A 24,425-nucleotide genomic window follows, 5' to 3' on the forward strand; every position below is an offset into this window, starting at 1 on the left:
CTCCTACAGCCGTTCCAGCCCGGCGAGCACCGAGTCGAGGAGGTGGCGATCGACGATCTTGCGCTGGGCCGGCGAGCCGACGCCCAGATAGCCCTGCTCCACCAGCACGTCGACCATCACCTTGGCGATGGTGAGCGGCAGCTGGAGGTACGCGCCGATCTCGGCCACCGAGATCCAGTTGCCGCACCGGTCCACGATTCGCAGGTACTCGGGGTCGAGCAGCCGGGTGTCCACCGGCAGCGCCACCACCTGGGTGGCCAGGTCGAGCCGGCTGTCGCGCGGGCTTGTCCGCCCGTTCACCAGGACGTACAGGGGCACGAACCGGCCGGCGGCCGACTCGTCCTCGCCGTCCCAGGCGTCAAACGCCATAGCCGTCCCCGGCGGGGCGGGCCGCGGTGCCCAGATACTCCCCGATCCGGGTCACCAGCCGGCTGACCTCGTACGCCACCATGCCCATGTCGACCTCCTGGTCACACAGCACGGCCAGGCGCGCGTTCTGCCCGGCCGCCGCGATGAACAGTGTGTGGTCCAGGAACTCGATGATCACCTGCTGGACCGCGCCGCTGCCGAACCGCCGCCCGGTCCCGGCCGCGACGCTGTACATCGAGGACGCGCCGGCGGCGAGGATCTCCGCGAGGTCCTGCGACATGGCCGAGGACTTCTGCACGATCAGCCCGTCGGTGGAGAGCACCACCACGGAGGCGACGTGCGGGACCTCGACGAGGTCGTCCAGCATCCACGGCAGATCGTTCTGCGATGTCGAGATGGTCACGGGTTCCCGCCTTGCTCGCCGTCGGTGTTCTGGTCGTCGCGGCCGGCCGCCCGCCCCTCGTTCCGGCCTTGCTGATAGCGCGCGAACCGGTTGCGTGCCTCGTCCGGGGAGCGGGCCGGCAGGGCGGCGCCCGCGTCGGCGCCGTCTTCGCGCAGCTCGGGCACGAGATGCTGCTGCGGCCGCCGATGCGGCAGCGGTGGCCGTTCCGGGCGCGGGGGTGTGGTCACGGCGCCGCCTGGTGTCTCTGGTGCGCGTTCGGGTTCGGGTTCGAGCAGGCCCACCGCCGACCGGCTCGCCGCCGGGACGATGCTGGGAGCGGCCGGCCGTTCGGTCTCGTGGCGTGGGTCGGGCTTCGGCGCCGTCCGGGCCGGCAACGAAGCGCTCTCCACCGGGTCGGGCGCGGCCACCAGCAGCCGCTCCGGCAGCAGCACAATGGCCAGCAGCCCGCCGTACGCCGAGCGCCGCAGGCTGACCTGCAGTCCCTCCCGCTTGGCCAGCTCGGCGACCACGTACAGACCGACCTGGGCGCCGTCCTTGAGCTCGGTGACGTCCGGGGTGGGTGCGGTCGCCAGCAGGGCGTTCGCATTGTCGACGGCGTCGGCGCTCATCCCCACGCCGGCGTCCTCGATCTCGATGGCCACGCCGTGGTTGACCTGGTTCGCCGTCACCCACACCGTCGACGCGGGCGGGGAGAACGCGAGCGCGTTGTCGAGCAGCTCCGCGGTCAGGTGGATGACCTCGGCGACCGCGTGCCCGGCCAGCGCCACGTCGGCCGCGCCGCGCAGCGTGATCCGCTGGTAGTTGCGGGCCTCGGCGAACGAGGCGAGCAGCACCCGGCGCAACGCGACCGGGTTCTGGAAGCGCCGGCCGATCTGACCGCCGGCCAGGATGACCAGGTTCTCCAGGAAGCGCCGGGTCTGATTGAGCTGGTGGTGGATGTCGAACAGCTCGACCAGCAGGTCCTCGTCGCCGATCCGGTTCTGGAGGTCCTCGACGACCTTGAGGCCGCGCTGCAGCGGGCGTTGCGGACGCCGGGCCACACCCATCAGCATCGCCGTGCCGGCCGCGCGGGCCTTCGCCTCGTCGACCGCGGCGCCCGCCGCGACCTGCAGCGAGCGGTTGATCACCTCGGCCACGCGGCCGATCTCGTCGCCGCCGTAGTCCGGGGTGGCGAACTCGGTGGCCAGGTCGACCGGCTCCCGATGGCGCAACCGCTCCATGACCGCGGGCAGCCGCCGGTCGACCAGCTCGCCGGCGTCGGTGCCGAGCCGGGCCAGACGCACCGAGAGGGCGCGGTCGACCAGGACCCGCGACTGGCGCACCGCCCACACGATCGCGCCGATCGCCACGGCCAGTGCCACGAGACTACCGAGCAGGGCGGTGAGCAGCTGATTGTTGCCCTTGCTCAGAGCCTTGGCCGAGACCTGGTCGGCCTGGGCGACGGTGAGACCGATCAGGTCGGCGGAGACCGCGTCGGTCAGCGAGTTCCACTTGTCGCGGCCGGCCGAGATGCTGACCGGGACCCCCGATCGCCACGGGCCGGCCGCGACGATGGCGTTCTCCACCGACGTCAGCTGCTTCCAGGACGCGCCCGCCTGCATCGTCTCGAACTGCTTGCGCGCCCCCGGTTCGAGGTGGGCGGCGGCGTCACCGAGGGCGAAGCGGTACGCCCCGACGAGCTGGACGAACTGGAGGTAGTTGGTCTGACTCAGGGCCTGGGCGGCGAACGCGCCGTCCATCGCCGACGCGGCGCGGGACATCAGGTCGCTGGCCCGGAAGACCTCGGTGGCGGTGAGGCCGCCCTGGGTCGCGGTCACGTCGGGGACCACCCGTGCCTGGTTGTCGAACAGGTCGGTGGCCGAGTCCAGCACGTTGTTGTAGAAGGCGTACGCCCGGGCCGCCGTCATCGACCGCGCGTCGATCGCGCTACGAGTGTTCGGCAACTGGTCCAGCACCGTCGTCAGGGTGTGCCACCGGGACTTGATCGACTCCGGGGCGAGGCCCAGCGCGTCGTCGGCCGCCACCCGCAGGTCGGCGACCTGCTTGTCGGTCTTGCCGCGCTGGTCGAGCAGGGCGCTCAGGTCGCGTGAGGGCCGGGCGAGGTACGCCACGCTGAGCCGCCGCTCCTGCTGGATCGAGGAGAGCGCGGCGACCGCGGGGATCGACACCTGGCGCACGGACTGGGCGACGGCGCGGTTGTAGAAGCCCTGGAAGACCAGGTAGCCCGAGGCGGTGAACCAGAGCAGCAGGGCGACCACGCTGGGCACGAGGACCAGCCGGACGACCCTTCGCTTGATCGACTGCCGGCGGGCCGGACTCTTGGTGGGCTCGTCCGGCGCGATGGCGGACTCGGCCGATGTCGGCGACAAAGTCGATCCAATCTGGACTGCGCTCGACAGTGAGCGCGCACGTACGCGGCCCCCGCCGCCAATGTGGCTTGCACACCCTAGCGGCCGATCGATGCCGAATCCAGATCCGTCCTTTCTCGACGGTGTGACCTGGATCATTCCGTGACGGGGCGGTCCGCGGTCAGGCCTCGGCCGTGCAGGTGGCCGGGAGGCTCAGGGTGTCGACCAGGCGGGTGGCGGCCGGAACATGCTTGGCGTACGCCCCCGGATAGGCCGACACCTGCACGGCCTGGGCGGCGTCGGTGACCCGCATCTTCTGCCAGTCGCGGGTGCGGAGCAGTTTGTCGTAGAACCTCTGGGTCTGGTAGGCCGGGTCGGCGAGCTGGTCCGGCGTTCCCCAGCCCTGGCTGGGGCGCTGCTGGAACAGTCCGATGGAGTCCCGGTCGCCGCCCCGCAGGTTGCGCAGGCGCGACTCCTGAAGGGCGGCGGCGACGGCGATCACCTGGCCTTCTCTCGGCACCCGCCGCTGGTTGCCGATGGCGACGATGGTGCGCGCGTTGGCGACCTGCTCGTCGCTCCAACGCTCCTGGGCCGGTGTGGACGCGGACGCGACGGGCGCGGACGGGCAGGCGGCATCGGCATGCAACAAGGGACTGATGAGGAAGCCGACCAGGACGGCGGCGGCTATCACGAACAACGCGCGCACGACGGCGAAGGGTACCGGTGACCTTCGCTACGCGATCATCCGGGCGCCGAGCCGATCGACGCGGTAGATCCGGCGGCCGTCGACCCACAGCCAGCCCCGGGCGAACGCGGTCCGGTCGCGGATCTCGAGGATCTCCAGTTCGACCGTGATCGTACGGTCGGAGGGCACCACCTGGCCGCGATAGGTCCAGGTCAGCGGCTCGTCGAGCGCGACGGGTCCGAAACGCGCGCCGCCGGGGCCGCGGTCCATCAGGTACCACTGCAACAGCTGGCACATCGCCTCGACGCCGAGCGAACCGGGCATGACCGGATCCTGGAAGAAGTGGGCCTTGAAGAACCAGTCGCCGGCGTCGACGTCCTTCTCGGCGCGAAGCCGCCCGAGACCGGCCGCGCCACCGTCGGGCCAGTAGCCGGTGATCCGGTCGAGCATCGTGAGCATCGGGCCGGCGGGATGGTGGAACACGGGCGGGTTCTCGCACGGTTCGGTGAGCCGCGAACGCTCGGCCGGGGTCGGGGGCAGGCCGGGCTGCTGGGCGAAGGCGGTGGTGAGGAAGTACCCGAACACGGCGGTGCCGTCGAGCAGCGGCTCACCGTCGGCGTGGCACTCGATCCGGAAGGTTTCGATGATCATGCCGGCCGCCCGCGAGACGCTGGTGAGCTCGGCGCGGGTGCGCACGACGCGGGCGCCCGGCCGCACCTCGCGGCGGACGCGGAGGTCGCCGTCGAGGTTGCGGAACAGCAGCTCGGCGTCGATCTGCCGGGGGCTGCCGACGTAGCAGCCGAGCCATCCGCACGGCTGCAGGGCGATCTCCATGAGGACGGCGGCCGGCATGGTGCCGGCCGCGAAGTACCAGGCCTCGCCGGGGACGTCGTACTCCGCGACGACCGCGCTGCCGGCCGCCATGCCCTGGTAGGGGCCCTCGACCGCGGTGACACGGCTCATGAAGTGGTACGGCGGGCCGGGCAGCCGCGGTCCGCGGCGCGTACCGGTGAATGCTTCGGCCATGGGTCCGAGCCCGTCCGTCGGCCGGCCCCATGCGCAGGCCAGCAGCGAGGCGTAGTCGAGCGGCAGGTCCCCGATCCGCGCCACCGGTTGTGCCTCGCGGTGTCCGGCGAGCCCGCCGAGCGCCGGGAGCGGTTCGGGCCGCGCGGTCCGCTGCACCAGCGGCGGCCCGAGGTGCCGCCAGTGCTCGAGCGGCCAGTCCGGGACCAGCCGCACGGCGCAGTCGGCGACGTGCAGGGCCTTCACACCGTCCACGGTGACCAGCACGTCGGCGACGACCATCGGGTACGGGTCGGCCGACATCTCGGTGACGAACACCTCGTACGTCAGCTTGCGGCTGTCCGGAGTGACCTGACCGCGGCAGCGCATGCGGGCGGCCCGCCCCGGCACCGGCTCGAACCGCCAGCCGTCGCGGTCGATCGTGTGGCCGGAGGCGGCCATGAAGAACGAGACGGCCTGGAAACAGGCCTCGGACATGAGCGTGCCGGGCATGCAGGGGTCGTTGTGGAAGTGGCCGTCGAAGAACCAGTCGTCGCGGTGGACCGCCGTCTCGGCGCGGAGATAGCCGGCCGGATCGAAGACCGGGACCTCGTCGAGCAGGCGCAGCCGCCCCGATCCGATACGTGGGGTGCGCACGTGGGCGCGCGTCGTCTCCCAGCCCGGGCCGAAGCACAGGTCGGGGTGACCCTCGGCGAAGGCGGCGACCGCGTCGGCATCGAAAGCGACATGCGGCGCGGCAAGGTCCGGGCGAGGGGCGTCCCAGAGCACCCCGCCGGTGTTGCGGAGCTCGTCGTCGGTGAAGAACCCGGCCTGACCGTTGCGCACGGTGAGCAGCAGATCGTCGCCGACGCGGCAGTCGTACTCGAAGAAGAAGAGCCGGATCGGACCGTGCCCGACATGCCGGACGACCCGGATCTCGAAGCGGAGGGTCTGGCCGGGCCGGGGTGGCGGCCCGTGGAACGTCACGTCGCTGCCGAGCAGGCGGTAGACCCGCTCGCCCCGGTTGTGCAGGTCGGCGCCGAGCCAGCTGATCAGCAGCAGGTCGGCCTGCCCGGCCTCGACGACCAGTCCGGCCGGCATGCGGCCGGCGGGGTCGAGGTACCACTCGTGGCGCACGTCGGTCTCGGTCCAGATGACGCCGGTGCCCATCCGGCCCGGCTCGGCGTCGATCCCGAGGACACGGTCGGCGAGCAGCATGGGTGGGCCGGGCATCCGGGTCTGCCGCCGGTCCGTGTCCTGGCCGGCGAACGCCGGACCGAAAAGATCCGAGATCCGGCCGTACGCGAGAAGCTCGAGCTCTTGGCGGTTGAAGGTGGGTCCCGGATGGGTGGCGGGCGCCGGGGCCCGGCCGCGAAGGAAGCGGGTGTGCGCCGTGGCCTGGATCTCCAGGTATTGGCGATGGGCGGCGGTGACGGACGCGTGCCAGGCCAGCGCCACCGAGACGGCGGAGACAGCCGACGGCTGCGGCATCGGCGCGAGGTCGGGGGCGGGCTCCATCACCTCGTACTCCTCCGTCATGGGGGCGGGGAGCCGTCGGGGTAGGACGATCGTCGCGGGCCGGCCGACGGCGGGCTCCGCGAAATAGGCCTCGAGCGCGTCGTGCCGGACCGCGACGCCGGCGGCGGCCAGCTCCGCGACGGCCAGGTGCAGCGACCACAGTCCCTGGCCCGGTACCGCGTCCAGGGCCACCGCGACGTGGTCCCGGCCGTCCAGGATGCGCCGGGTCCAGCCGGTGCACTGGGCGGCCGGTCCGTGCTCGATGAAGACGCGGACGCCGTCGTGCCAGGCCCGCTCGATCAGGTTCGGGAAGTTGACGGGGGCGATCATCTGCTCGGTGATCGCGTCGGCGGCCGACTCCTCGGCCGGGTGATACCAATCGCCGGTCGCGCCGCGGTAGAACCGGATGCCCGGCACGCTCGTCGTGGGCCGCCGGTGCAGGGCACGCCAGCGGTCGCGCAGCTCCACCACCTCGGGGACGTGCGCGACCAGGAGATTCAGCCGGATGCGGGAGGCCGGGTCGAAGCGCTCGGCGAACGCCGTACACGCCGTTTCCTCCCCGGCGACCACGCAGGCGCCGGGAGCGCACACCGCCGACAGGTAGACGGCCCGCTCGTCCTTGACCATGTCCCGCACCCGGTCGGGGTCGGCCGTCAGGAGGTAGCCGGCCCAGCGCTCGCCGGGGATGCCGTGGCGCTCCCAGAAGCGGCGGACCGCCCGCAGCTCGCCGCTCAGATCGTGCGCGAACAGTCCGTCGGCACGCGCGTCGGCGACCATGCCGGGCACGTCGGTCCAGGCCCCCAGCGCGACGAGGGCGGCCGACTCCCCGGCCGAGAAGCCCAGCGCGGCCTGCGGTTCGATGCCCAGGACCTCCCGGGAGATCCTCGTGTGCAGGCCGGCGAGCGAGCCGACGGCAAGGATCTGGTCGAGGAGCTCCGATCCCGTACGGCCGTCGTGGTCCCCGCCCGTGACCAGCGGGGCGAACGCGATCGTGAGATCGGCGCCCAGGCCGGGGTAGAAGGACGCGCCGTTGGGATAGACGAAGGCCGTCTCGCCGCCGACCGGGGTCTCGCGGAAGGCGACGCCCGGCGGCCGCAACGCCTCGCCGCGCAGCCAGGCCCGGGCGCCGTCGAGCTGCTCGGCGAGGTGGGCGGGGTCGCGAGCCAGGACGGCCAGGCGGGCCGGGCCGGTGTCGCTCTCGTCCCCGGCCGAGGCGGCGGCCGATACGCCCGCTCGGTCGGCCCCCGAGTAGAGGTGCAGCCGGGGCTGGGGACCGGGCGCCCACGGCGCGGCGTCGGCGGCGCGCAGGCGGATCCGGGCCGGTGGCGCACCGAGGACGGGCGTGACCACGTCGGCCGTCGTCGCGCCGGGGTCGGGCTCAGCGGGTTGTCCCGCGCGCGGCCGGACCCGGTGCCGCAGCGCGAGGGCAGCGACCGCGACGTCGAGCAGCCCGGCGGCGGCGTGGGGCGCGCCGAACAGGCCACCGGGAAACGAGCCGACCGGCTTCTCGGGGTCGATCAGGGCCAGGATCTGATCGCCGTCGCGCCGGGCGTCGTCGCGGCGTTTGAGCACGAGGACGACGGCGGCGTCGACCGGCTCCCCGGCCCGGCCGAGCTGGGTCACGGCGGCCCGATGCACGGGCTCGTCGGAGAGATCGACCGCGCCGACGAGCGCGGCATCGACCTCCCCGGCCCGCAGCGCCCGGGCCGCCAGTTCCAGCGCCTCGATCCCGGAGGCTTCCTCGGCGCTGATCGCGAAGCCCGGTCCCGAGAGGCCGAGCTGCCCGCCGACGCGGTTGGCGGTGATGTTCGCCATGGCGCCCAGGACGCGGGCGGCGGTCAGCGGCGGACTGAGCTCGTCGCCGGCCTCGAGGCGCACGCGGGCGGGCGCACGGGCGATCTCGGGATCGCAGCCCATTCCCACCAGGACGGCCGTGCGTTCCGGTGGCAGGTCGAGGCCGCGGACGGCGTCGCGGGCGGCCTCGAGCACGAGGATCTGCTGGCCGAGCGTCTCGCCGAGGTCGCGCGGTGGGTAGCGCAGGTCGTCGAGCGCGACCTCGATGCTGTCGGGGGCCGCGCCCGGCGGCTGTCCGCTCAGCACAGCGTCGCGGAGCCCATCGGCGTCGGTGTCGCCGACGCGAGCTCCGATCGCGACGATCGCGATCTCCGCCGGTCCCGGGTGGTCCGGCATCGCGGCGACAAACCTTTCCCCGCCGTCGTACGCCTCGACGATGAGGTGCGCGTTGTTGCCGCCGAAGCCGAACGCGCTGATCGCCGCGCGCCGCCGAGCCCCCGTCCAGGGTTCGTTCGCCTGGAGCAGCCGCAGCGGACCGCCGCGCAACTCGTCGATCGGGTCGGCGGCGCCGGCCGTCGCCGGGAGCATCCCCCGTTCGATCGCGGCGAGGAGCTTCAGCAGTCCGGCCGCGCCGGAGGCGGTCAGCAGGTGGCCGACGTTCGATTTCGCCGAGCCGATCGGCAGCGGCTGCGGGCGCCGGCCGAAGAACCGGGCGGTCGAGCGGGCCTCCACGGCGTCGCCGATCGGGGTGCCGGTGGCGTGGCATTCCAGCAGTTCCACCGTCTCCGGACCGAAGCCGGCCGCCCGGTACGCCGTACGCATGGCCCGGATCTGGCCTTCCTCCGAGGGCACGAGAAATCCGCCGGTCCGGCCGTCGTTGGACAGGCCGATGCCACGCACAACGCCGAGGACCGGAACGTGCGCGCCCACGGCGTCGCGGAGCCGCATGAAGGCGAGCAGGGCCGCGCCCTCGGCCGGGATCAGCCCGTCGGCGCCGCGCTGCAACGGCCGGCTGCGACCGGACGGGCTCAGCGCGCCCAGGGCCCGGAACCCGGAGTCGATGATCAGCCCGTCGCAGCCGCTCACCGCGCCGGCCAGCATGAGGTCGGCCGTGCCGTCGTGCAGGCGGTCGCACGCGATCTTGATGGCGTACAGCGCGGAGGCGCAGGCCGCGTCGAGGGCGAGCGACCCGCCTTCGAGCCCGAGGGCGTTCGCGGCCGTGTGCGCCCACAGGCCCGAGCAGAACCGGTCCCGCGGGTCGAGGTCGCCGGGGTGGCCGTCCCGCCAGATCCGTTCGGCGTACGCGGCCAGGCTCCGGCTCGGGTAGCCAAGGTTGCCGAGGATCAGCCCGGTGCGGGCCGGGCTCGCGTGGTCACCGGCCTCGCGCAGTGCGGCCCGGCCGGCGTGCACCACCCATTGCAGCGCGGGATCGAAGGCCGCCTCGGCGGCGTCCCTCGGGTCGAAGACGTCGGTGAAGCCCCGGACCAGGCCGGCCGTCGCGCCGGCGGCGAGGGAGCCCGGCGGCAGTCGCCAGTCCTCCGGCCGCACCGCGGCGAGATCGACCCGGCCGGCCGCGATGTTGTCCCCGAACTGCTCGGGGCTCAGCGCTCCGGGCAGCACGCACCCGCGGCCGACGATCGCGATGGGCTCGCTCACGTGCGGGCCGCCGGTGGCAGGTCGGGCCGCCGGATGAGGCCGACGCCGAGCAACTCGGTGCGGACCTCTCCGTCCTCGTCGAGCAACGCGATGTCGCAGCGGGTCTCGTCGGTGGCCACGCCCGCGGCGCGCACCAGGCACCGCACCGTCGCCGGCGCCGGTCCGGGGCGGTGGACGTGGATCGCGCCGACGCTCATGGGCAGTGTCGCGTGGCCGGTGACGTGCCGGGCCCAGAGGACGGCGGTCTGCAGGGCGCCGTCGATCGCGGCGGGGTCCGTCCACCAGGGAATGTCGGGCCAGTCGACGGCCCGCACTCCGACGACCTGCGCCGCGGCGCCCTCCCGGGACAGCCCCTCCACCCGTCGCAACACCTGGAACCGTGGACCGTGGAACAGCGCGGCCGAGTCATAGACCGGCTCGGCCAAGGTCTCCATCGCGGCCGGCGTGACCCAGACGCGCGGCCGTTCCGAGGCGGCGAGCCGGGCCCGGTAGTGGTTGCCGAGCCGCAGGTCGTCGGCCGGGGTGACCTCGATCGTGAAGCGGTGACCGCCGTTGGCCAGGTAGGGCAGTTCGATCCGGTGGAGAACCCGGACGTCGGCCAGTGCGGTGGGGCGGCCCGGGTAGCGCGCCTGCGCGGCCGCCGCGAACCACTCCACCGCCATGGCCAGCGGAAGCACGGGCACGCCGGCCGGCGCGTGGTCGGCCAGGAAGCCATGCGTGCGCGCGTCGACCGCCGCCTCGGCCGCAAATCGTGCCCGGCCGGCATAGGGGGCGATGCCGTCGCGCCCAGTCCCATCGCGCCCAGTCCCATCGCGCCCAGTCCCATCGCGCCCAGTCCCATCGCGCCCGGCGCCATCGCGCCCAGCGCCACCGCGCCCAGCGCCACCGCGCCCAGCGCCACCGCGCCCAGCGCCACCGCGCCCAGCGCCATCGCGGCCCGCGCCATCGCGGCCCGCGCCATCGCGGCCCGTGCCGTCGCGGCCGGTGTCGCCGCCCGTGAGCAGCACCTGGACCGCGTCGCCGGGGGTGCTCAGCTCGGCGACGAAGGCGTGTGCGCCCGCGTCGAGGGGGATGAGCGGGACGCCGAGGTTCCGGAACTGGGCGGCGTGGGCCGCGGTGACCATGCCCGCCTCCCACGGTCCCCAGCCGATCGCGCGGACCCGGGCCGACGGCCGCCGCCGCTGCTCGGCCAGGGCCACCTGGTTGAGCACCTCGTTGGCCATCGCGTAGTCGCACTGCCCGGGGTTGCCGAAGCGGGCCGCGACCGAGGAGAACAGGCAGAGCAGGTCCAGCGGATCGGTGGCGGTCGCGTCGAGCAGGGCGCGGAGCCCGGCGACCTTTGTGGCGTAGACCCGGTCGAACTGGTCGTCGGTCTTGTCGGCGATGCGCTTGTCGGCCAGGACTCCGGCCCCGTGCACGAGCCCGGTGACGGCGCCCCACTCCCGGCGGGCCCGGGTCAGCTCGCGGTCGAGAGCGGCCCGGTCCGTGACGTCGACCCGGGCGTACCGCACGGTCGCCCCGGCCCGCTCGAGACCGGCGAGCGTCGCGCGTACTTCCCGGCGGGCGAGGATGGTGCGGGCCTCGGCGGTCAACTGGGCCGGCGTGGCGGTCCGGTCGTGCTCGGCCAGGAGGCGGGTGAGGGACGGTTCGTCGCGGGCGGGCGCCAGATGCCCGGGCTCGTCGGCGAGGATCGTGCGGCCGAGGATCAGGATGCGTGGACGGCAGGTCGCGGCCAGCGCGAGCAGGGCGGCCGCAGTGACGCCGCGGGCGCCGCCGCTGACGACGAGGACCGGCTCCCCGGTCATCGGCGAGGTGGCGGCGGGCGGCGCCGAAGTTTCCCCGAGGGTCCAGCGCGTGCCGTCGGCGCGCAGGCCCACGTCGAGGGTCGGCCCGCCGGTCAGCAGTTCGGTGACGATGGCGGCGGCCACCTCCCCCGGCCCACGGTCGCCGCGCTGGCAGTCGATGGCCTTGGCCGCGACTTCCGGCCACTCCTTGGCGGCGGTCCGGGTGAGCGCCGCGAAACCGCCGAGCCAGGCGCGCTGCGGATCGGGGTCGGTCAGCCCGAAGCAGCCGCCGGTGTCCTGCACGGTCACGAAGACGCCGCCGCGCTCGGTCATGCCGGCCGCGACGGCCCGAGCCGCCTGGAACGCATGCCTGGCGGCCGGTCCCGCCTCCGTCGCCGGGGCCAGACCACCGAGCAGGATCACGCCGTACGCGTCGGCCGCCGGCTTGTCTTCGGCGGTGGCGGTGATGCCGTGCGTCCGGAGCTGCTCGACCACGGCGGCCGCCAGCCCGCTGCCTCCGTCGACGACGGTGACCGGTCCGTCCCCCAGGCCGGCCAGTGCCAGCCCGCACGCCGGCGCGGCGGCCGGCTGGACCTGTAATCGAGGCAGCCCGGGAGTGGTCGGCTCGGTGGTGATGCCGCGCATGACGTCGTCCAGGGTGCGCGCCTGGAACAGCCGGGCCATCTGGGCCGAATCGGTGGCCGGCAGGCCCTCGGCGCGCTCGCGGACCGCCGCGAAGATCTCCACCTTCTTGATCGAGTCGATGCCGAGGTCGGATTCCAGGTCCATGCCGCCGTTGAGCATGTCCACCGGGTACCCGGTCTTGTCGGCGACCACGGACAGCAGCAGCGCGAGGCTCACCGGCTCGGTGGCGGCGACCGGCGCGACCGGCGCGACCGGCGGCGGCGGTGGCGGTGGTGGCGGCGGTGCCGGATCGAAACGCGGTTCGAAACGCGGCTCGGGCGCCGGCGGCAGCGGCGCCTGCTGGAGGAACTGCACCGGCTCGAGGGACTGCACCGACTGGAGGGACTGCGCCGGCTGGAGGGACTGCGCCGGCTGGAGGGACTGCGCCGGCTGGAGGGACTGCGCCGGCTGGGTGAACTGCGGCCGGGAGAGCTGCCCCGGCCGCGGCGGCTGTCCGGCGAGGGCGGCGAACGCGTTCTCGGCCATCTGCAGGAAGGCCTGGTGCGAGTCGGCGAGAACGCGCTGGAAGTGCATGTGCGCCTCGGCGGTCTGGCGCTGCATCTCCTGCATCGCGGCCAGCCACTCGGGACCGGGCGGAGGCGGGGTCATCGGAGGCGGGGTCATCGGCGGCGGAGTCATCGGATGCTCGGTCATCGGGGCGGCGGGCTCCGTAAAGGTCGATGGGGTTGGGATCTGCGTCGGAGGGACCCGGGGCGCGACGTAGCCGGCGCCGTTGACGCGCATCGGCATCCGCGGCGGCTCCGCCTCCGGCGCCGGGTCGCCCGATGCCGGCAACTTCGTCAGGTCCATCGCGACGCCGTGGACGGCGAGCCGGCCCAGACCCTCGTAGCACGCGGTCACGCCGTCCCGGCCGCGCCGGTCGAGAGCGACCGCGACGTGCGCCCGGTCGCCGAGAATCCGCCCGATCAGCCCGGTGAGCACGGCCGACGGGCCCACCTCGACGAACGTGCGCACGCCGGCCGCGTACATGGCCTCGATTTGATCTTGAAATAGGACCGGCGCACCCGGATGCCGGGCGAGAGCGCGCCGGATCGCCGCCGGCGACTTCTCGTAGACCGTCGCGTCCTCGTTCGCGTACACGTCGATGTGGGGTGTGGCCAGGTCGAGCGTCGCCAGGAACTCGTGCATCGGCGCCTCGGCCGACCGCATCAGCGGGCTGTGGAACGCAGCGGAAACCGCGAGCCGGCGCGCGGTGACGCCGTTGGCGGCGAAATGTGACTGCAAAGCCTCGATCGCCGGCACGGTCCCCGAGACGACGGTCTGCTTGGGCGAGTTCCGGTTCGCGATCCACACCTCCGGATCGGTCGCCTCCTTGATCGCCGATTCCACTGCTTCCGCGTCCGCCTCGACGGCGAGCATCGTGCCCGGCTCGGTGTCGATCCGCGCCAGCAACTCGCCCCGGCGCCGGGCCAGGCGCAGCAGGCTCTCCGCGTCCAGGACGCCGGCCGCGTGGAGCGCGACCAGCTCCCCGAGGCTGTGCCCGGCCACGCAGTCGGGCACAAGCCCGATCGAGGTGACCAGCGCCAGCAGCGACAGGCTGTGCGCGGCCAGCGCCGGCTGCGCCCAGCGCGTGTCGGTGAGCCGCTTCTCCTGGGCCGCGCGCTGCTCATCGGTGAAGACCGGCGGCGGGAAGACGATGTCGGCCAGCTCGGAGCCGGCCACCAGGTCCCACACGTCCTGGGCCTCCGGCGCCGCCAGGGCGAGCGAAGCGCCCATCCCGACGTACTGAGCCCCCTGGCCGGGGAAGACGAACGCGATCCGCCCGGGATCGGCCGGTCCGCGCTCGTAGAAGACGCCGCCGGGCAGCGCGAACGGCTCGCCGGGCCGTCGGGCCAGCATCTCCGCGGCCCGGTCGAGCTTCTCGCGCCGGTCGTCGGCGTCGCTCGCGACCACGGCCAGCCGGTGCGGATCGCCGGCGTCGAAATGATCGCTCCCGATCAGGTCGGCCGGTGACCCGGCGCTGAGCAGGACGAGCTCGCCGGCCCCGGCACGCAGAAGGGCGGGTGAGTTGTCGCCGCCGTACTCCTCCAGCGTGACGTGGAAGTTGGCGCCGCCGAAGCCGAAGCTGGAGACCGACGCGCGCCGGGGGTGGGTGGCCCGCCGCGTCCACGGACGCGCGACCGTGTTCAGGTAGAACGGGCTGTCCTCGATGCCGAGCGCCGGGTTGGGCGAACCCACCTTGATGGTCGGCGGCAGCGTCCGCTGGTGCAGCGCCAGCACCGTCTTGACCAGACCGGCGGCGCCCGCCGCCGCCTTGGTGTGCCCGATCTGCGACTTGATGCTGCCGAGCGCGCACCAGCCTTTGTCGGGCCGCCCGGCCGAACCGAAGACGCGGCGCAGCGACTCGAACTCGGCGGCGTCCCCGGCCCGGGTCGCGGTGCCGTGCGCCTCGACCAGGCCCACCGTCTCCGGGCCGTACCCGGCGGACTCGTACGCGCGCCGCAGTGCCCGCGCCTGCCCGGTGGCCATCGGCGCGTAGATCGCCCCGCCCCGCCCGTCCGAGGAGGTGCCGAGCCCGCGGATCACCGCGTAGATCCGATCCCCGGCCCGCGAAGCGTCGTCCAGGCGCTTGAGACCCAGCATCGCCAGGCCCTCGCCGAGCAGCGTGCCGTCGGCGTCCGCGGCGAACGGGCGCGCGTCGCCGGTCGGGGAAAGGGCCGGCGTCTTGCTGAAGCACACGTACATCAGCGGGTTGTTCGTCGCGTCCACGCCGCCGGTGACGACCAGGTCGGCCTGGCCCAGGGCCAGCTCGTTGGCCGCGGCGGCCACCGCCGCGAGCGAGCTGGCGCAGGCGGCGTCGATGGTGCAGTTGGTGCCGTGCAGGTCGAGGCGGTTCGCGATCCGGCCGGCCACGACGTTGGACAGCAGGCCGGGGAAGGAGTCCTCCTGCCAGGGCACGTACTGCTCGGCGATCCGATCGCAGATCGCCAGCGCCTCGTCCTCCTCCAGGCCATGTGCGAGCAGGGCTGCACGCCAGAGCGGCCGCTGGATGCGCGCGTCCATCGTGCCGACCCGGCTCAGCGTGGAGCTGCCGAGGATGACGCTCACGCGTTCCCGATCGAGCGGGACGGCCAGGTTCCGGCCGAGGTCGGCCAGCAGCGCGTCGGCCACGGTCAGGCCCAGCAGCTGGGCGGGGTCGATGGCCCCGAGCGTGGCCGGCGGCAGCCCGTGGGCGAGGGCGTCGAACTCGATCTCCGGCAGGAAGGCGCCGCGGTTGCTGTAGGTCGTGTCCGGCGTCGCCGGGTCGGGATCGTAGAATCCGTCGGCGGGCCAGCGGCCGGGCGGCACCTCGGTGATCAGGTCCCGGCCGGTGACGATGTTGCGCCAGAACTCGGTCGTGTCGCGCGCCCCGGGCATCAGGGCGGCCACCCCGACGACAGCGATCGAATCCATGGCTCTCCTCAGGACAGCAGGCGCGGACGCGGGGCGAAGGCCTCGGCGGGCACCGGGACGCCGTACGAGCGCAGCTGGTGGGCTCGCGTCACCGCGGCCGCGCCTTCGAGCAGGTTGAGGGCGATCTGGACGACCGTGCGCCGGGCGGGCTGGGCGAGCGGGCTGCCCGCCGCCCACCGGTTGAAGGCGCCGATCGCCGGACCGCACCAGATCTGGTAGTCCGTGACGCGGGTCGGCTCCCCCGTGATCGCCCACCGGCTCGACAGTCCCAGGTAGGACCGGAAGACCAGGGCCATCCGATGGCGCGGCTCGCGCTCGGCCCGGTCGACCTCGCCCGGGTCACGGTCGAGCCAGAACTGGCGGGTCTGCTTCCAGCAGTCCTCGAAGGTGCCGCGCAGGACGTCCTTCTCGAGTCGCTCGCGGGTCGCGTCGGGCACGTCGTCGAGCGTTTGATGAGCCAGGTAGGTCTCGTAGAGCTGACCCGCGCGCGCCGCGAACAGCGTGCCGCGCCGCAGCACCTGCACCTTGACGCCGTACTCGAACATGTCCGCGGCCGGCGCCATCGCCACGTCGGCCAGATCGGCCTGCGCGAGCAGGGCCTTGGCCGTGTCGGACAGCCCGGCCTCGACGGAGAGCTGGTTGATGGTGCCGGTCACGACGTAGTCGGCCCCGGCGGCGAACGCGGCCGCGACCCCGGCCGGATCGCCCAGTCCCCCGGCGGCGCCGATCCGGATCGGCCGGGTGTAGCCGTGCCGCGAGGTCAACTCGTCGCGCAGTGCCCGGATCACCGGGAGCACGACGGCGAGCGGCCGGTTGTCGGTGTGGCCGCCGCTGTCGGCCTCCACGGTCACGTCCTCGGCGAGCGGCACGTGCGCCGCCAGCTCGGCCTCCTCCCGGGTGATCCGCCCCTGCTCGACAAGCCGGCGCAGGATCTCGGGCGGCGCCGGGGAGAGAAACCTCGCGGCGACCTCGGGCCGGGAGACCTTGGCGAACAGCTGCCGGGCCCGGCCCTCCGGGCGCAGGCCAGAAACAGCACACCGGACGACGGCCGGGGTCAGCTCCATGTACGCGGAGGCGGACACCTGCGGCACCGCGGCCCGCACGAGCAGGTCGACCAGGCGTTCCTCGTGCCCCGGCTCGGCCGGCGAGTGGATCAGGTTGACGCCCCAGTTGTCCTGGCCGGGCAGGCTGCGGCGCAGCTCGTCGACCGCCCGCTCGACGGCCGGCAGGGCGAGCCCGGCGGCGCCGAAGAACCCCAGCATCCGCGCGCGGGCCATGGCGACCACCGAAGCCACGGTCGCGATGCCGTTGGCCATCTCCCCCGCCACGTACGGAAATCGCACGCCGTGGGTCCGGTTGAAGGACCGGTCGCCGAGCCACTCGGGGTAGAGCGCGGGCAGCGTGCCGACCAGCTCGTGTCCCGCCCCGGCCCCGACGACTCCGCCCAGGCCGAGCCCGGGCTCGCGCCCGGCCTCGCTGCGCACGATGTGCACGGGCTCGCGAAAGCGGCGAACGCCCTCGAGGATGCCCGCCGGCGAGAAGTCGGCCGCACGTCCCCCCGGAGTCCAGCCCAGCGCGTCCACGAGCCCCCACGTTAGTCCCCGGCGGCCACTTAGGATGTCCGGCGTGACCGCGAGCCTCCTCACCACGATGGTCGAGCGCCTCGACGCGGCTCCGCACGCGCCCCTCTACACGTTCCTCGATCGCCACGGGAACGAGACGGACACGGCCGACTGCGAGGAGATCGTGCGGCGGGCGGCGGGAACGGCCGATCTCCTCCGGTCGTGCGGGGTGGTGGCCGGCGACCGGGTCCTCCTGATCTTCCCGCCCGACGACGGTCTCGACTTCGTCGCGGGCTTCTTCGGGTGCCTGCTGCTCGGCGCGATCGCGGTCCCGGTGGCCAGCCCCGATCCGCGGCACCTCGATCGGGAACTGCCGAAGCTGCGGCACATCGTCGAGGACTGCGGCGCCCGCGTCGCGCTCACGCATGCCAGGTACCGCGCGCTCACGACGCTGGTGTCGGTCCGCGACGGTGTCGCGAATCGGCTGCGCGGCCGCGGGACCTCGAGCTGGCCCAAGCTGACCTGGCTCCTGTCCAACCGCGCGAAGCGGACGGAACCGGGCGACGCGGCGGCGAAGCTGGCCCGCGCGGCGAGCGAGTTCGGCCCCGACGACATCGTCTATCTCCAGTACACGTCCGGCTCGACGTCGGCGCCCAAGGGCGTGGTCATCCGCCATCGGAACCTCGCGCACAACCTCGAGCTGATCGGCCGCAACACTCGAGTCGACGGCGAGTCGGTGCTGGTCGGCTGGGTGCCGCTCTTCCACGACATGGGGCTGGCGGGCGGGATCCTCAACGCGATGCACACCGGCGCCCGCTGCGTCGCCTTCTCCCCGCTCTCCTTCCTGGCCGCGCCCCGGCTCTGGCTCGAGGTGATCGACCGCTATCGCGGCACGCACATCGCCGGGCCGAACTTCGGCTACGAGTACGTGCTGCGCGGCCTGCGCGACGGCGACGCGTACGACCTCTCCTCGCTGCGCGCCACCCTGCAGGGTGGTGAGCCGATGCTCGCGGCGACGATGGATCGCGTCGAGGCCCAGCTCACGCCCATGGGCTTCGATCCGGCGTCGTTCTGCAACGTCTACGGCATGGCCGAGGCCGTGCTCTTCGTCAGCGGCGCGGTCGGCCGGAAACCGACGCTGCTCCGCGGGGACCGGGCCGTGCTGGACCGGGACGGCGTGATCGTTCCCCCCTCGCCGGGCGCGCCCGCGGTCACCCTCGTGGGCAGTGGCGTCCCCGATGCCGAGCTCGGCGTCGCGGTACTGGCCGTCGATCCGGTCACACTTCTGCCGCAACCACCCCATACCGTGGGCGAGCTCTGGGTCTCGAGCGCCAGCGTGTCGACCGGCTACTGGGGACGCGGTGACGAGGCCGTCTTCGCCGCCCGCCTGGCAAACAACGACAAAAGACGATTCTTGCGTACGGGTGACCTCGGCGTCATCGGCGACAGCGGCGAGGTGTTCGTCTGCGGCCGGCTCAAGGACCTGATCATCGTCGGCGGCCGCAACATCCATCCGCAGGACCTGGAGACCGCGGTGGTGGCGGCCGACCCGATCCTGCGGCCGGGCAGCGCGGTCGCGTTCGGGGTGCGGGCCGACGGCGCCGAGCGGGTGGTGGTGGCGGCCGAGGTACGCAAGAAGGCCCTCGCTTCGCCGGTCCCGGTCGAGCGTACGGTGTCGGCGATCCGGGCCGCGGTGGCCGCGCACAGCGGCGTGCAGTGTCACGAGGTCCTGCTCTTGAAGCCCGGTCGCCTGCCCAAGACGACCAGCGGAAAGCTTCAGCGCGGGGAGTGCAGGCGGCAGTGGGCGGACGGTTCGCTGCGCTCGTCGGCCTTGGTGGGACAAAGCGGTCCTGGAGAACAAAAAGAACAAGAGCCACCGGCGGACTACCTGCTCTGGCTGCTGCGGACCGAGGTCGCGGCCCTGCTCCAGCTGAGCGACCCGAACGACGTACCCGTGGATCTGCCTCTGCGCGACGCCGGCCTGGACTCGCTCGGGCTGATGGACCTGGCCAGGCGCATCGAGAACCGGACCGGCGCGCGCGTGACACCGGCGGACGTCGACGACGGCACCACCCTGCGGGATCTGGCGACCCTCGTCGCCCGGCAGTTCGAGCTCGCGCCCGCCGAGGATCAGGCGACGGTTCCGAACGCGGACACGGGCGACATCCCGCTCAGCCCCGGGCAGGTGCACGCCCTGCGGCTCGGCCAGGCGGACTGGTGGAACCGCGCGGTCATGCTCGACGTGCATGGGACGCTCACCCCGGAGCGCCTCCGCCGGGCCACATCCGCGCTGGTCGCCCGGCACGACGCGCTGCGGCTGCGGTTGCACCGGTCCGCCCAGCGCTACGGCGACGTCGAGCACAGCTTCACCTTCGAGTCGGTCACCGTGAACGGGCCCGACGAGCTCCTGCCCTTGCTGAACGACCAGCATCGTCGCATCAGCCGGGAGAACGGGCCGGTGATGCGTCTGCTCCTGATCGAGACGGGCTCGGGGCAGCGCCTCTTCATCGCCGTCAATCACTTCGTCATGGACGGCGTGACGCTCGGCATCCTGGTCGACGAGCTCGACCACCTCTGCCGGCTGGACGAACAGGGCGAGCCGCTCCGCCTGGGCCGGGCCTCGGCGCGTTTCGAGGACTTCTCCCGATGGATCAACGATTTCGCGTACGGGGGCGCGGCCGTCGACCGGGATTTCTGGCGCGCGCAGCTCGACGTCCCACCGCCGACCCGATACGACTCCCGCCTTCATGGCAGCCTCAAACAGAAGGACGCTTCCGACGTACGGCAATATTTGAGTCCCGGGGAGACGCGCGCGCTCCGGGGCGTACGGCTGAATGGTCGTCGTTCTCCGATTGCCACGACCCTGCTCGCGGCGCTGGTACGGACCGCTCAGCACGAGTGGGACTGCGGTCGTCTGACGATCAGACTGTCGACCACGGCGCGACAGGGAGCGGTGCACGGCCTCGATCTCTCGCGGACGGCCGGCGACCTCCACTGCACGTTCCCGCTCGCCTTCGAGGACAGCTCCGCCCAGAGCCCGGCGGAGACGTTGACCGCGGTCGCCGAGCGGCTCGCCCGCGTTCCCTCGGCCGGCGTGTCGTTCGAGGCCCTCACGAATCTGAGCGACGACTCGTCCTTCTCCGACGCGCCGGTTCCGACGCTGTGGTTCAACTTCCAGGGCGAGGCGCCGGCACAGAGCCGGAGCGGCCTCTTCTCCCCCCGTGACGTACCGCTCGGCGAGATGTCGGATCCCGAGGGCGGCCTGCGGCAACCGCCGCTCTACCTCGAATGCTCCATCCTCGAGGGAGCAACCCGGCTGGACTGGTCCTGCTCGCCTCGCCACCTGGGGTGGACGGGCGGAGAGATCGACGACTGGATGGCCCGGTTCTCCGACGAGCTGCGCGGCCTGTTGACCATCCCGTCGGAGCGGCGCTGACCGGGCTGCTCCCGGGACTTCGGCCGAACGCAACCACACCACGGGCCGCGGCGGTAAGGTCCCCTATCGACGCAGTGGCGGGCGGAGGGGGCACGATGGCCGTCCTGGGTGTTCTTTCCCCGTTCCTCGGCGGGTGGTACTTCGGCGGCGTGATCGAGGGGATCGCGCGGGCCGCGGCCGACGCCGGCGCCGCGGTGGTCGCCGTGCAGACGCTGGACGCGGGCACCGTCCAGCTGGAACTGACCGAACCGCCGCACCCGCCGTACCCCCTGGCCTGGGACCACGTCGCCGGCTTCGTCGTGATCGTGAACGCGGCGAGCGCCAAGTACCTGCACGAGATCCAGTCCACCGGCCGTCCGGTCGTCGTGGTCAGCCACGAGTTCCCCGAGCTGGACTGCCCGACCGTCTTTCCCGACAACCGGGTCGGGGTGCGGGCCGCGGTCGAGCATCTGATCCGGCACGGGCACCGGCGGATCGCGTTCGCCGGCTTCCTGAACGCGCTGGACCAGCAGGAGCGGTACGAGACCTACCGCCGGACGCTGCGGGCACACGGCATCGAGCCGGACCCGGACCTGGTCTTCGAGGCCACCGACAACCAGGAGGCCGGGGGCGCCGGCGCGGCCCGCGCGATGCTCGAGGCCGGGCTGCCGTCCACCGCGGTGGTTGCCGGCACCGACCTGAACGCGATGGGCATCCTCCGGGTGCTGGCCGGCGCCGGCTGCCGGCTGCCCGAGGACCAGGCCGTCGTCGGCTTCGACGACCTCTCGGACGCGTCGTTCACCGAGCCGCGCCTGACCACCGTCCGCCAGCCGCTGTTCCAGGTCGGCGCCACCGCGGCCGAGGTGCTGCTGGCGGCGATCGACGGCACCGGCGGGCCACCGGCGCGTCACGAGGTCGCGACGGAACTGGTGGTGCGTGAGTCCTGCGGCTGCCCCGGTTCGGCCGGTGAGGCGTCGCTGCGGGCCGAGGGGCAGTCGCAGTACCGGGAGCGCACCCGGTTGCAGCGCTCCCTCAGCAGCCAGTACGACATCAGCCTCGACCTCTTGCGCAGTCACGAGGAGGATCCCCGGCAGTTGGGCTGGCTGGGCCGCACGTCGGCCCGGGCCGGCTGCCTCGGGCTGTGGACCCCCGGCGAGCCGAGTCTCGAGATAGCGGGACACTTCCCGCCCTCGGCGCCGCTTCCGCCGGTCACGGCCAGCGGGTTCCCGCCGGCGGAGATCCTGGACGAGGCCCGCGCCGAGCCCGGCTCGCTGACCTTCGTCGTACCGGTCAGGGTGGGCGACCGCGACTGGGGGCTGCTGGCCACGGTCGACCGGGTGGACCTGGAGGCGGCCACCGGGCGCGAGCCGATCAACCAGTGGGCGGCGCTGCTGACGATGGCGCTGGACTACCAGGCCGTGCTGCACACCCTCCGCGAGCAGGAGGAGCAGTTGCGGGCGAGCGCGCTCCACGACCACCTCACCGGCTTGCCCAACCGGTCCCACTTCCTGCAACTGCTGGCCGCCGCGATCGAGCGTGGCCCGGAGGTGGCCGTGCTCTTCGTGGACCTCAACGACTTCAAGCAGATCAATGACACGTACGGGCACGCCGTCGGCGACCAGATCCTGGTGGAGGTCGCCGACCGGCTGCGTGCCGAGCTGGGCGGCCACGGCACCGCGGGCCGCTTCGGGGGCGACGAGTTCCTGGTGCTGCTGGACGCGCTCGGCGACGACCACACCCCGGAGTCCACGGCCCGGCGGCTGCTGTCCGCGCTCGACCGCCCCCACCGGCCGGACGGACTTCAGCTGGCGGTCTCGGCGAGCATCGGCGTCGCCGTGGCGCACCGCACGCCCTTCGCCGACGCGGATGCCCTGGTCCGCGAGGCGGACGCGGCCATGTACCGAGCGAAGTCCCGGCGCACCGGCGTCGAGGCCGGCTCGGGCACGCCCCGACGCTGACGTCGCCGGAAGGCAGGCAGCGGGCCTCACCCAGCCCGTCGGGCGGCGAAGAACCGCAGCAGCTCGCTGTTCACCGACTCGTGGTGGCTCGCGTACATCCCATGTCCCGCGTCGGGAAACTCGATGTATTCCGAGCCGGAGATCGCGGCGGCGGTGGGTCGTCCGCAGACTTCGACCGGCGCCGAGAAGTCGGCCGTACCATGCATGACCAGCGTCGGCACGTCGACCAAGTCGACGAAGCGGCGATTGTCGTCGTGGAACACGTGCCGCTGCAGGGCCAGTACCGCGTACATCGAGGCCGACTCGCAGTCACGGCGAGTCCGATCGATGAGGCTGGGCGAGACCGGCCTGAGGTGTGACGCGAAGAAGACCTGTTGCTGGTCGGCGAGCCAGCGAGTGCGGTCGGTCCGCAAGGCGTTCAGCAACCCGTCGAACAGTTCCTCCGGCAATCCGCCCGGGTTGTCGGCGGTCTGCTTCAAGAACGGCAGCATCGGCGACACCAAGGTCAGGCTGTGAACGCGATTGCTGCCACGCTCGGCGAGATAGCGGACGGCCACGGCGGCGCCGCCCGAGTGGCCGACCAAGCGGACGTTGTCCAGGTCGAGGGCATTGGCTTCTCCTCGATCTCCGGACGCCGGACCCGTCCGGGTCCACTAGCGTATGACGTACGCTAGTGATAGCGTACGTCATACGCAAGAGAGGAACCGAGATGCCGGCTCAACGTTCAGGCGGGGGCGCGACCAAGCGAGCGCCGCGCAACACACTATCCCGCACGGTGATCGTCGAGGCGGCGCTGGTGCTGATCGACACCGAGGGTCTCGAAGCGGTGACGATGCCGCATGTCGCCCAGCGCCTCGGGGTCGGAACGATGTCGCTCTATCGCCACGTCAGCGACAAGCGCGACCTCGTCGACGCGGTCGCCGAACGGGTCATGGGACAGATCGAGGTCCCGGACGGCGCCGCTGATGACTGGGAACGCCGCGTTGTCGGCTACCTGCGAGCGCTTCGGTCGGCGGCCACCGCCCATCCCGCTCTCGGGCGCATCCTCGCCGACCACGGGCTGACGGTGGGACCCGTCTTCGCCCAGCTCGAGACCGTTCACGGCGTCCTGATACGCGCCGGCTTCGCGCCCGGCGACGCGGTGCGTGCCTTCTACAGCCTGTTCACCTACGTCTTCGGCTCCGTCATCTGGGAGCTGCCGCGGGTGCACCAGCAGCCGGAAGAGGCATACGTGTCCTCGTGGAACAAAGCAATCGACGCACTCGACCCGAGCGACTACCCGCATCTGCACGCCCTGCGCCCGGACCTGCCATCGGCGGCCTCTGACGACCAGTTCGAGTACGGGCTCGGCCTCCTTGTCGAATCACTACGCACCCGAGGAGATCAGCTCACATGAAGTTCACCAACACGATCACGATCGATCGCCGGCTCGCCGACGTGTTCGGCTTCCTCGCCGACTTCGAAAACGTACCGCTGTGGAACTATGCGATAAGCGACACCCGGAAGATCGACGGCGACCCGGTCGGTGTCGGCTCGCGCTACCGGCAAACACGAACGCTTCCCGCCCGGAGGGAGGAGACGTTCGAGGTCACCCAGTTCGAGCGCGACCAGATGCTCTCGATCCGTGGTGCCCTGGGCCCCTTCCACTCCGAGGTCACCTACCTGCTCACCCCGGCCGGGAACGGCACTTTGCTCACCAACACCATGAAACTCGAGGCCTCGGGTCCGGTCCGGCTCGTCGCGCCCTTGGCGGCCGCCGGCATCAAGTCGGCGGTGGCCGCCAACCTCGGCGTTCTCAAGCAGCTCCTCGAAGAACGGCGGCCGGCCTGACCG

The 24,425-nt window shown here is 72.9% G+C and carries 12 protein-coding genes; 4 read left to right on the forward strand and 8 right to left on the reverse strand.

Annotated elements, in window-relative coordinates; translation table 11 throughout:
• Nucleotides 1-3: 3 nt before the first annotated feature.
• From A3CQ_RS0104460 to A3CQ_RS0104490, 7 genes are all read right to left on the reverse strand, one after another.
• Nucleotides 4-369, reverse strand: coding sequence for a DUF742 domain-containing protein (locus A3CQ_RS0104460; protein WP_020509711.1), 366 nt, complete (start codon nucleotides 367-369; stop codon nucleotides 4-6).
• Nucleotides 359-772, reverse strand: a complete 414-nt coding sequence (locus A3CQ_RS0104465; RefSeq protein WP_020509712.1) for a roadblock/LC7 domain-containing protein — start codon at nucleotides 770-772, stop codon at nucleotides 359-361. Before A3CQ_RS0104465 ends, A3CQ_RS0104460 begins: the two co-directional genes overlap by 11 nt.
• Nucleotides 769-3,141: a sensor histidine kinase gene (locus A3CQ_RS0104470; RefSeq protein ID WP_020509713.1), complete on the reverse strand. Its 2,373-nt coding sequence runs from the start codon at nucleotides 3,139-3,141 to the stop codon at nucleotides 769-771. Before A3CQ_RS0104470 ends, A3CQ_RS0104465 begins: the two co-directional genes overlap by 4 nt.
• Nucleotides 3,142-3,301: 160 nt before the next feature.
• The gene (locus A3CQ_RS0104475; RefSeq protein ID WP_020509714.1) at nucleotides 3,302-3,826 is read right to left on the reverse strand and encodes a hypothetical protein; all 525 of its coding nucleotides are present in this window, start codon (nucleotides 3,824-3,826) and stop codon (nucleotides 3,302-3,304) included.
• Between the two features lie 27 nt (nucleotides 3,827-3,853).
• Nucleotides 3,854-9,775, reverse strand: coding sequence for a type I polyketide synthase (locus A3CQ_RS60475; protein WP_020509715.1), 5,922 nt, complete (start codon nucleotides 9,773-9,775; stop codon nucleotides 3,854-3,856).
• Nucleotides 9,772-15,657 (reverse strand): type I polyketide synthase, encoded by a 5,886-nt coding sequence (locus tag A3CQ_RS51450; RefSeq protein ID WP_051115131.1) that lies wholly within the window; start codon nucleotides 15,655-15,657, stop codon nucleotides 9,772-9,774. The genes A3CQ_RS60475 and A3CQ_RS51450 overlap by 4 nt, the downstream gene beginning before the upstream one ends.
• An 8-nt stretch (nucleotides 15,658-15,665) precedes the next feature.
• Nucleotides 15,666-17,240, reverse strand: a complete 1,575-nt coding sequence (locus A3CQ_RS0104490; RefSeq protein ID WP_020509716.1) for a PfaD family polyunsaturated fatty acid/polyketide biosynthesis protein — start codon at nucleotides 17,238-17,240, stop codon at nucleotides 15,666-15,668.
• Nucleotides 17,241-17,283: 43 nt separating this feature from the next.
• Here A3CQ_RS0104490 and A3CQ_RS60480 point away from each other — a divergent pair, with 43 nt between their 5' ends.
• Both A3CQ_RS60480 and A3CQ_RS0104500 read left to right on the forward strand, forming a co-directional pair.
• Nucleotides 17,284-20,655: an AMP-binding protein gene (locus tag A3CQ_RS60480; protein WP_169516249.1), complete on the forward strand. Its 3,372-nt coding sequence runs from the start codon at nucleotides 17,284-17,286 to the stop codon at nucleotides 20,653-20,655.
• 95 nt (nucleotides 20,656-20,750) lie between these two features.
• A complete protein-coding gene (locus tag A3CQ_RS0104500; RefSeq protein WP_020509718.1) occupies nucleotides 20,751-22,592 on the forward strand; it encodes a substrate-binding and GGDEF domain-containing protein in 1,842 nt (613 codons plus the stop codon).
• A gap of 26 nt (nucleotides 22,593-22,618) precedes the next feature.
• Here the strand turns inward: A3CQ_RS0104500 and A3CQ_RS51455 are convergent, their stop codons facing one another.
• Nucleotides 22,619-23,191 (reverse strand): alpha/beta fold hydrolase, encoded by a 573-nt coding sequence (locus A3CQ_RS51455; RefSeq protein ID WP_084698899.1) that lies wholly within the window; start codon nucleotides 23,189-23,191, stop codon nucleotides 22,619-22,621.
• Nucleotides 23,192-23,367: 176 nt separating this feature from the next.
• Here A3CQ_RS51455 and A3CQ_RS57050 point away from each other — a divergent pair, with 176 nt between their 5' ends.
• Complete coding sequence (locus A3CQ_RS57050; RefSeq protein ID WP_020509720.1) at nucleotides 23,368-23,988, forward strand: TetR/AcrR family transcriptional regulator; 621 nt, start codon at nucleotides 23,368-23,370, stop codon at nucleotides 23,986-23,988.
• Nucleotides 23,985-24,422 (forward strand): SRPBCC family protein, encoded by a 438-nt coding sequence (locus A3CQ_RS0104515; RefSeq protein WP_020509721.1) that lies wholly within the window; start codon nucleotides 23,985-23,987, stop codon nucleotides 24,420-24,422. Before A3CQ_RS57050 ends, A3CQ_RS0104515 begins: the two co-directional genes overlap by 4 nt.
• Nucleotides 24,423-24,425 lie beyond the last annotated feature (3 nt).

Source organism: Paractinoplanes globisporus DSM 43857, from assembly GCF_000379645.1.
Classification (GTDB): domain Bacteria; phylum Actinomycetota; class Actinomycetes; order Mycobacteriales; family Micromonosporaceae; genus Actinoplanes; species Actinoplanes globisporus.

What these genes read in the sequence shown, in the direction of transcription:
- A3CQ_RS0104460 (WP_020509711.1), bottom strand. Translation starts at nt 369, where the DNA reads ATGGCGTTTGACGCCTGGGACGGCGAGGACGAGTCGGCCGCCGGCCGG.
- A3CQ_RS51450 (WP_051115131.1), bottom strand. Translation starts at nt 15,657, where the DNA reads ATGGATTCGATCGCTGTCGTCGGGGTGGCCGCCCTGATGCCCGGGGCG.
- A3CQ_RS0104500 (WP_020509718.1), top strand. Translation starts at nt 20,751, where the DNA reads ATGGCCGTCCTGGGTGTTCTTTCCCCGTTCCTCGGCGGGTGGTACTTC.
- A3CQ_RS0104515 (WP_020509721.1), top strand. Translation starts at nt 23,985, where the DNA reads ATGAAGTTCACCAACACGATCACGATCGATCGCCGGCTCGCCGACGTG.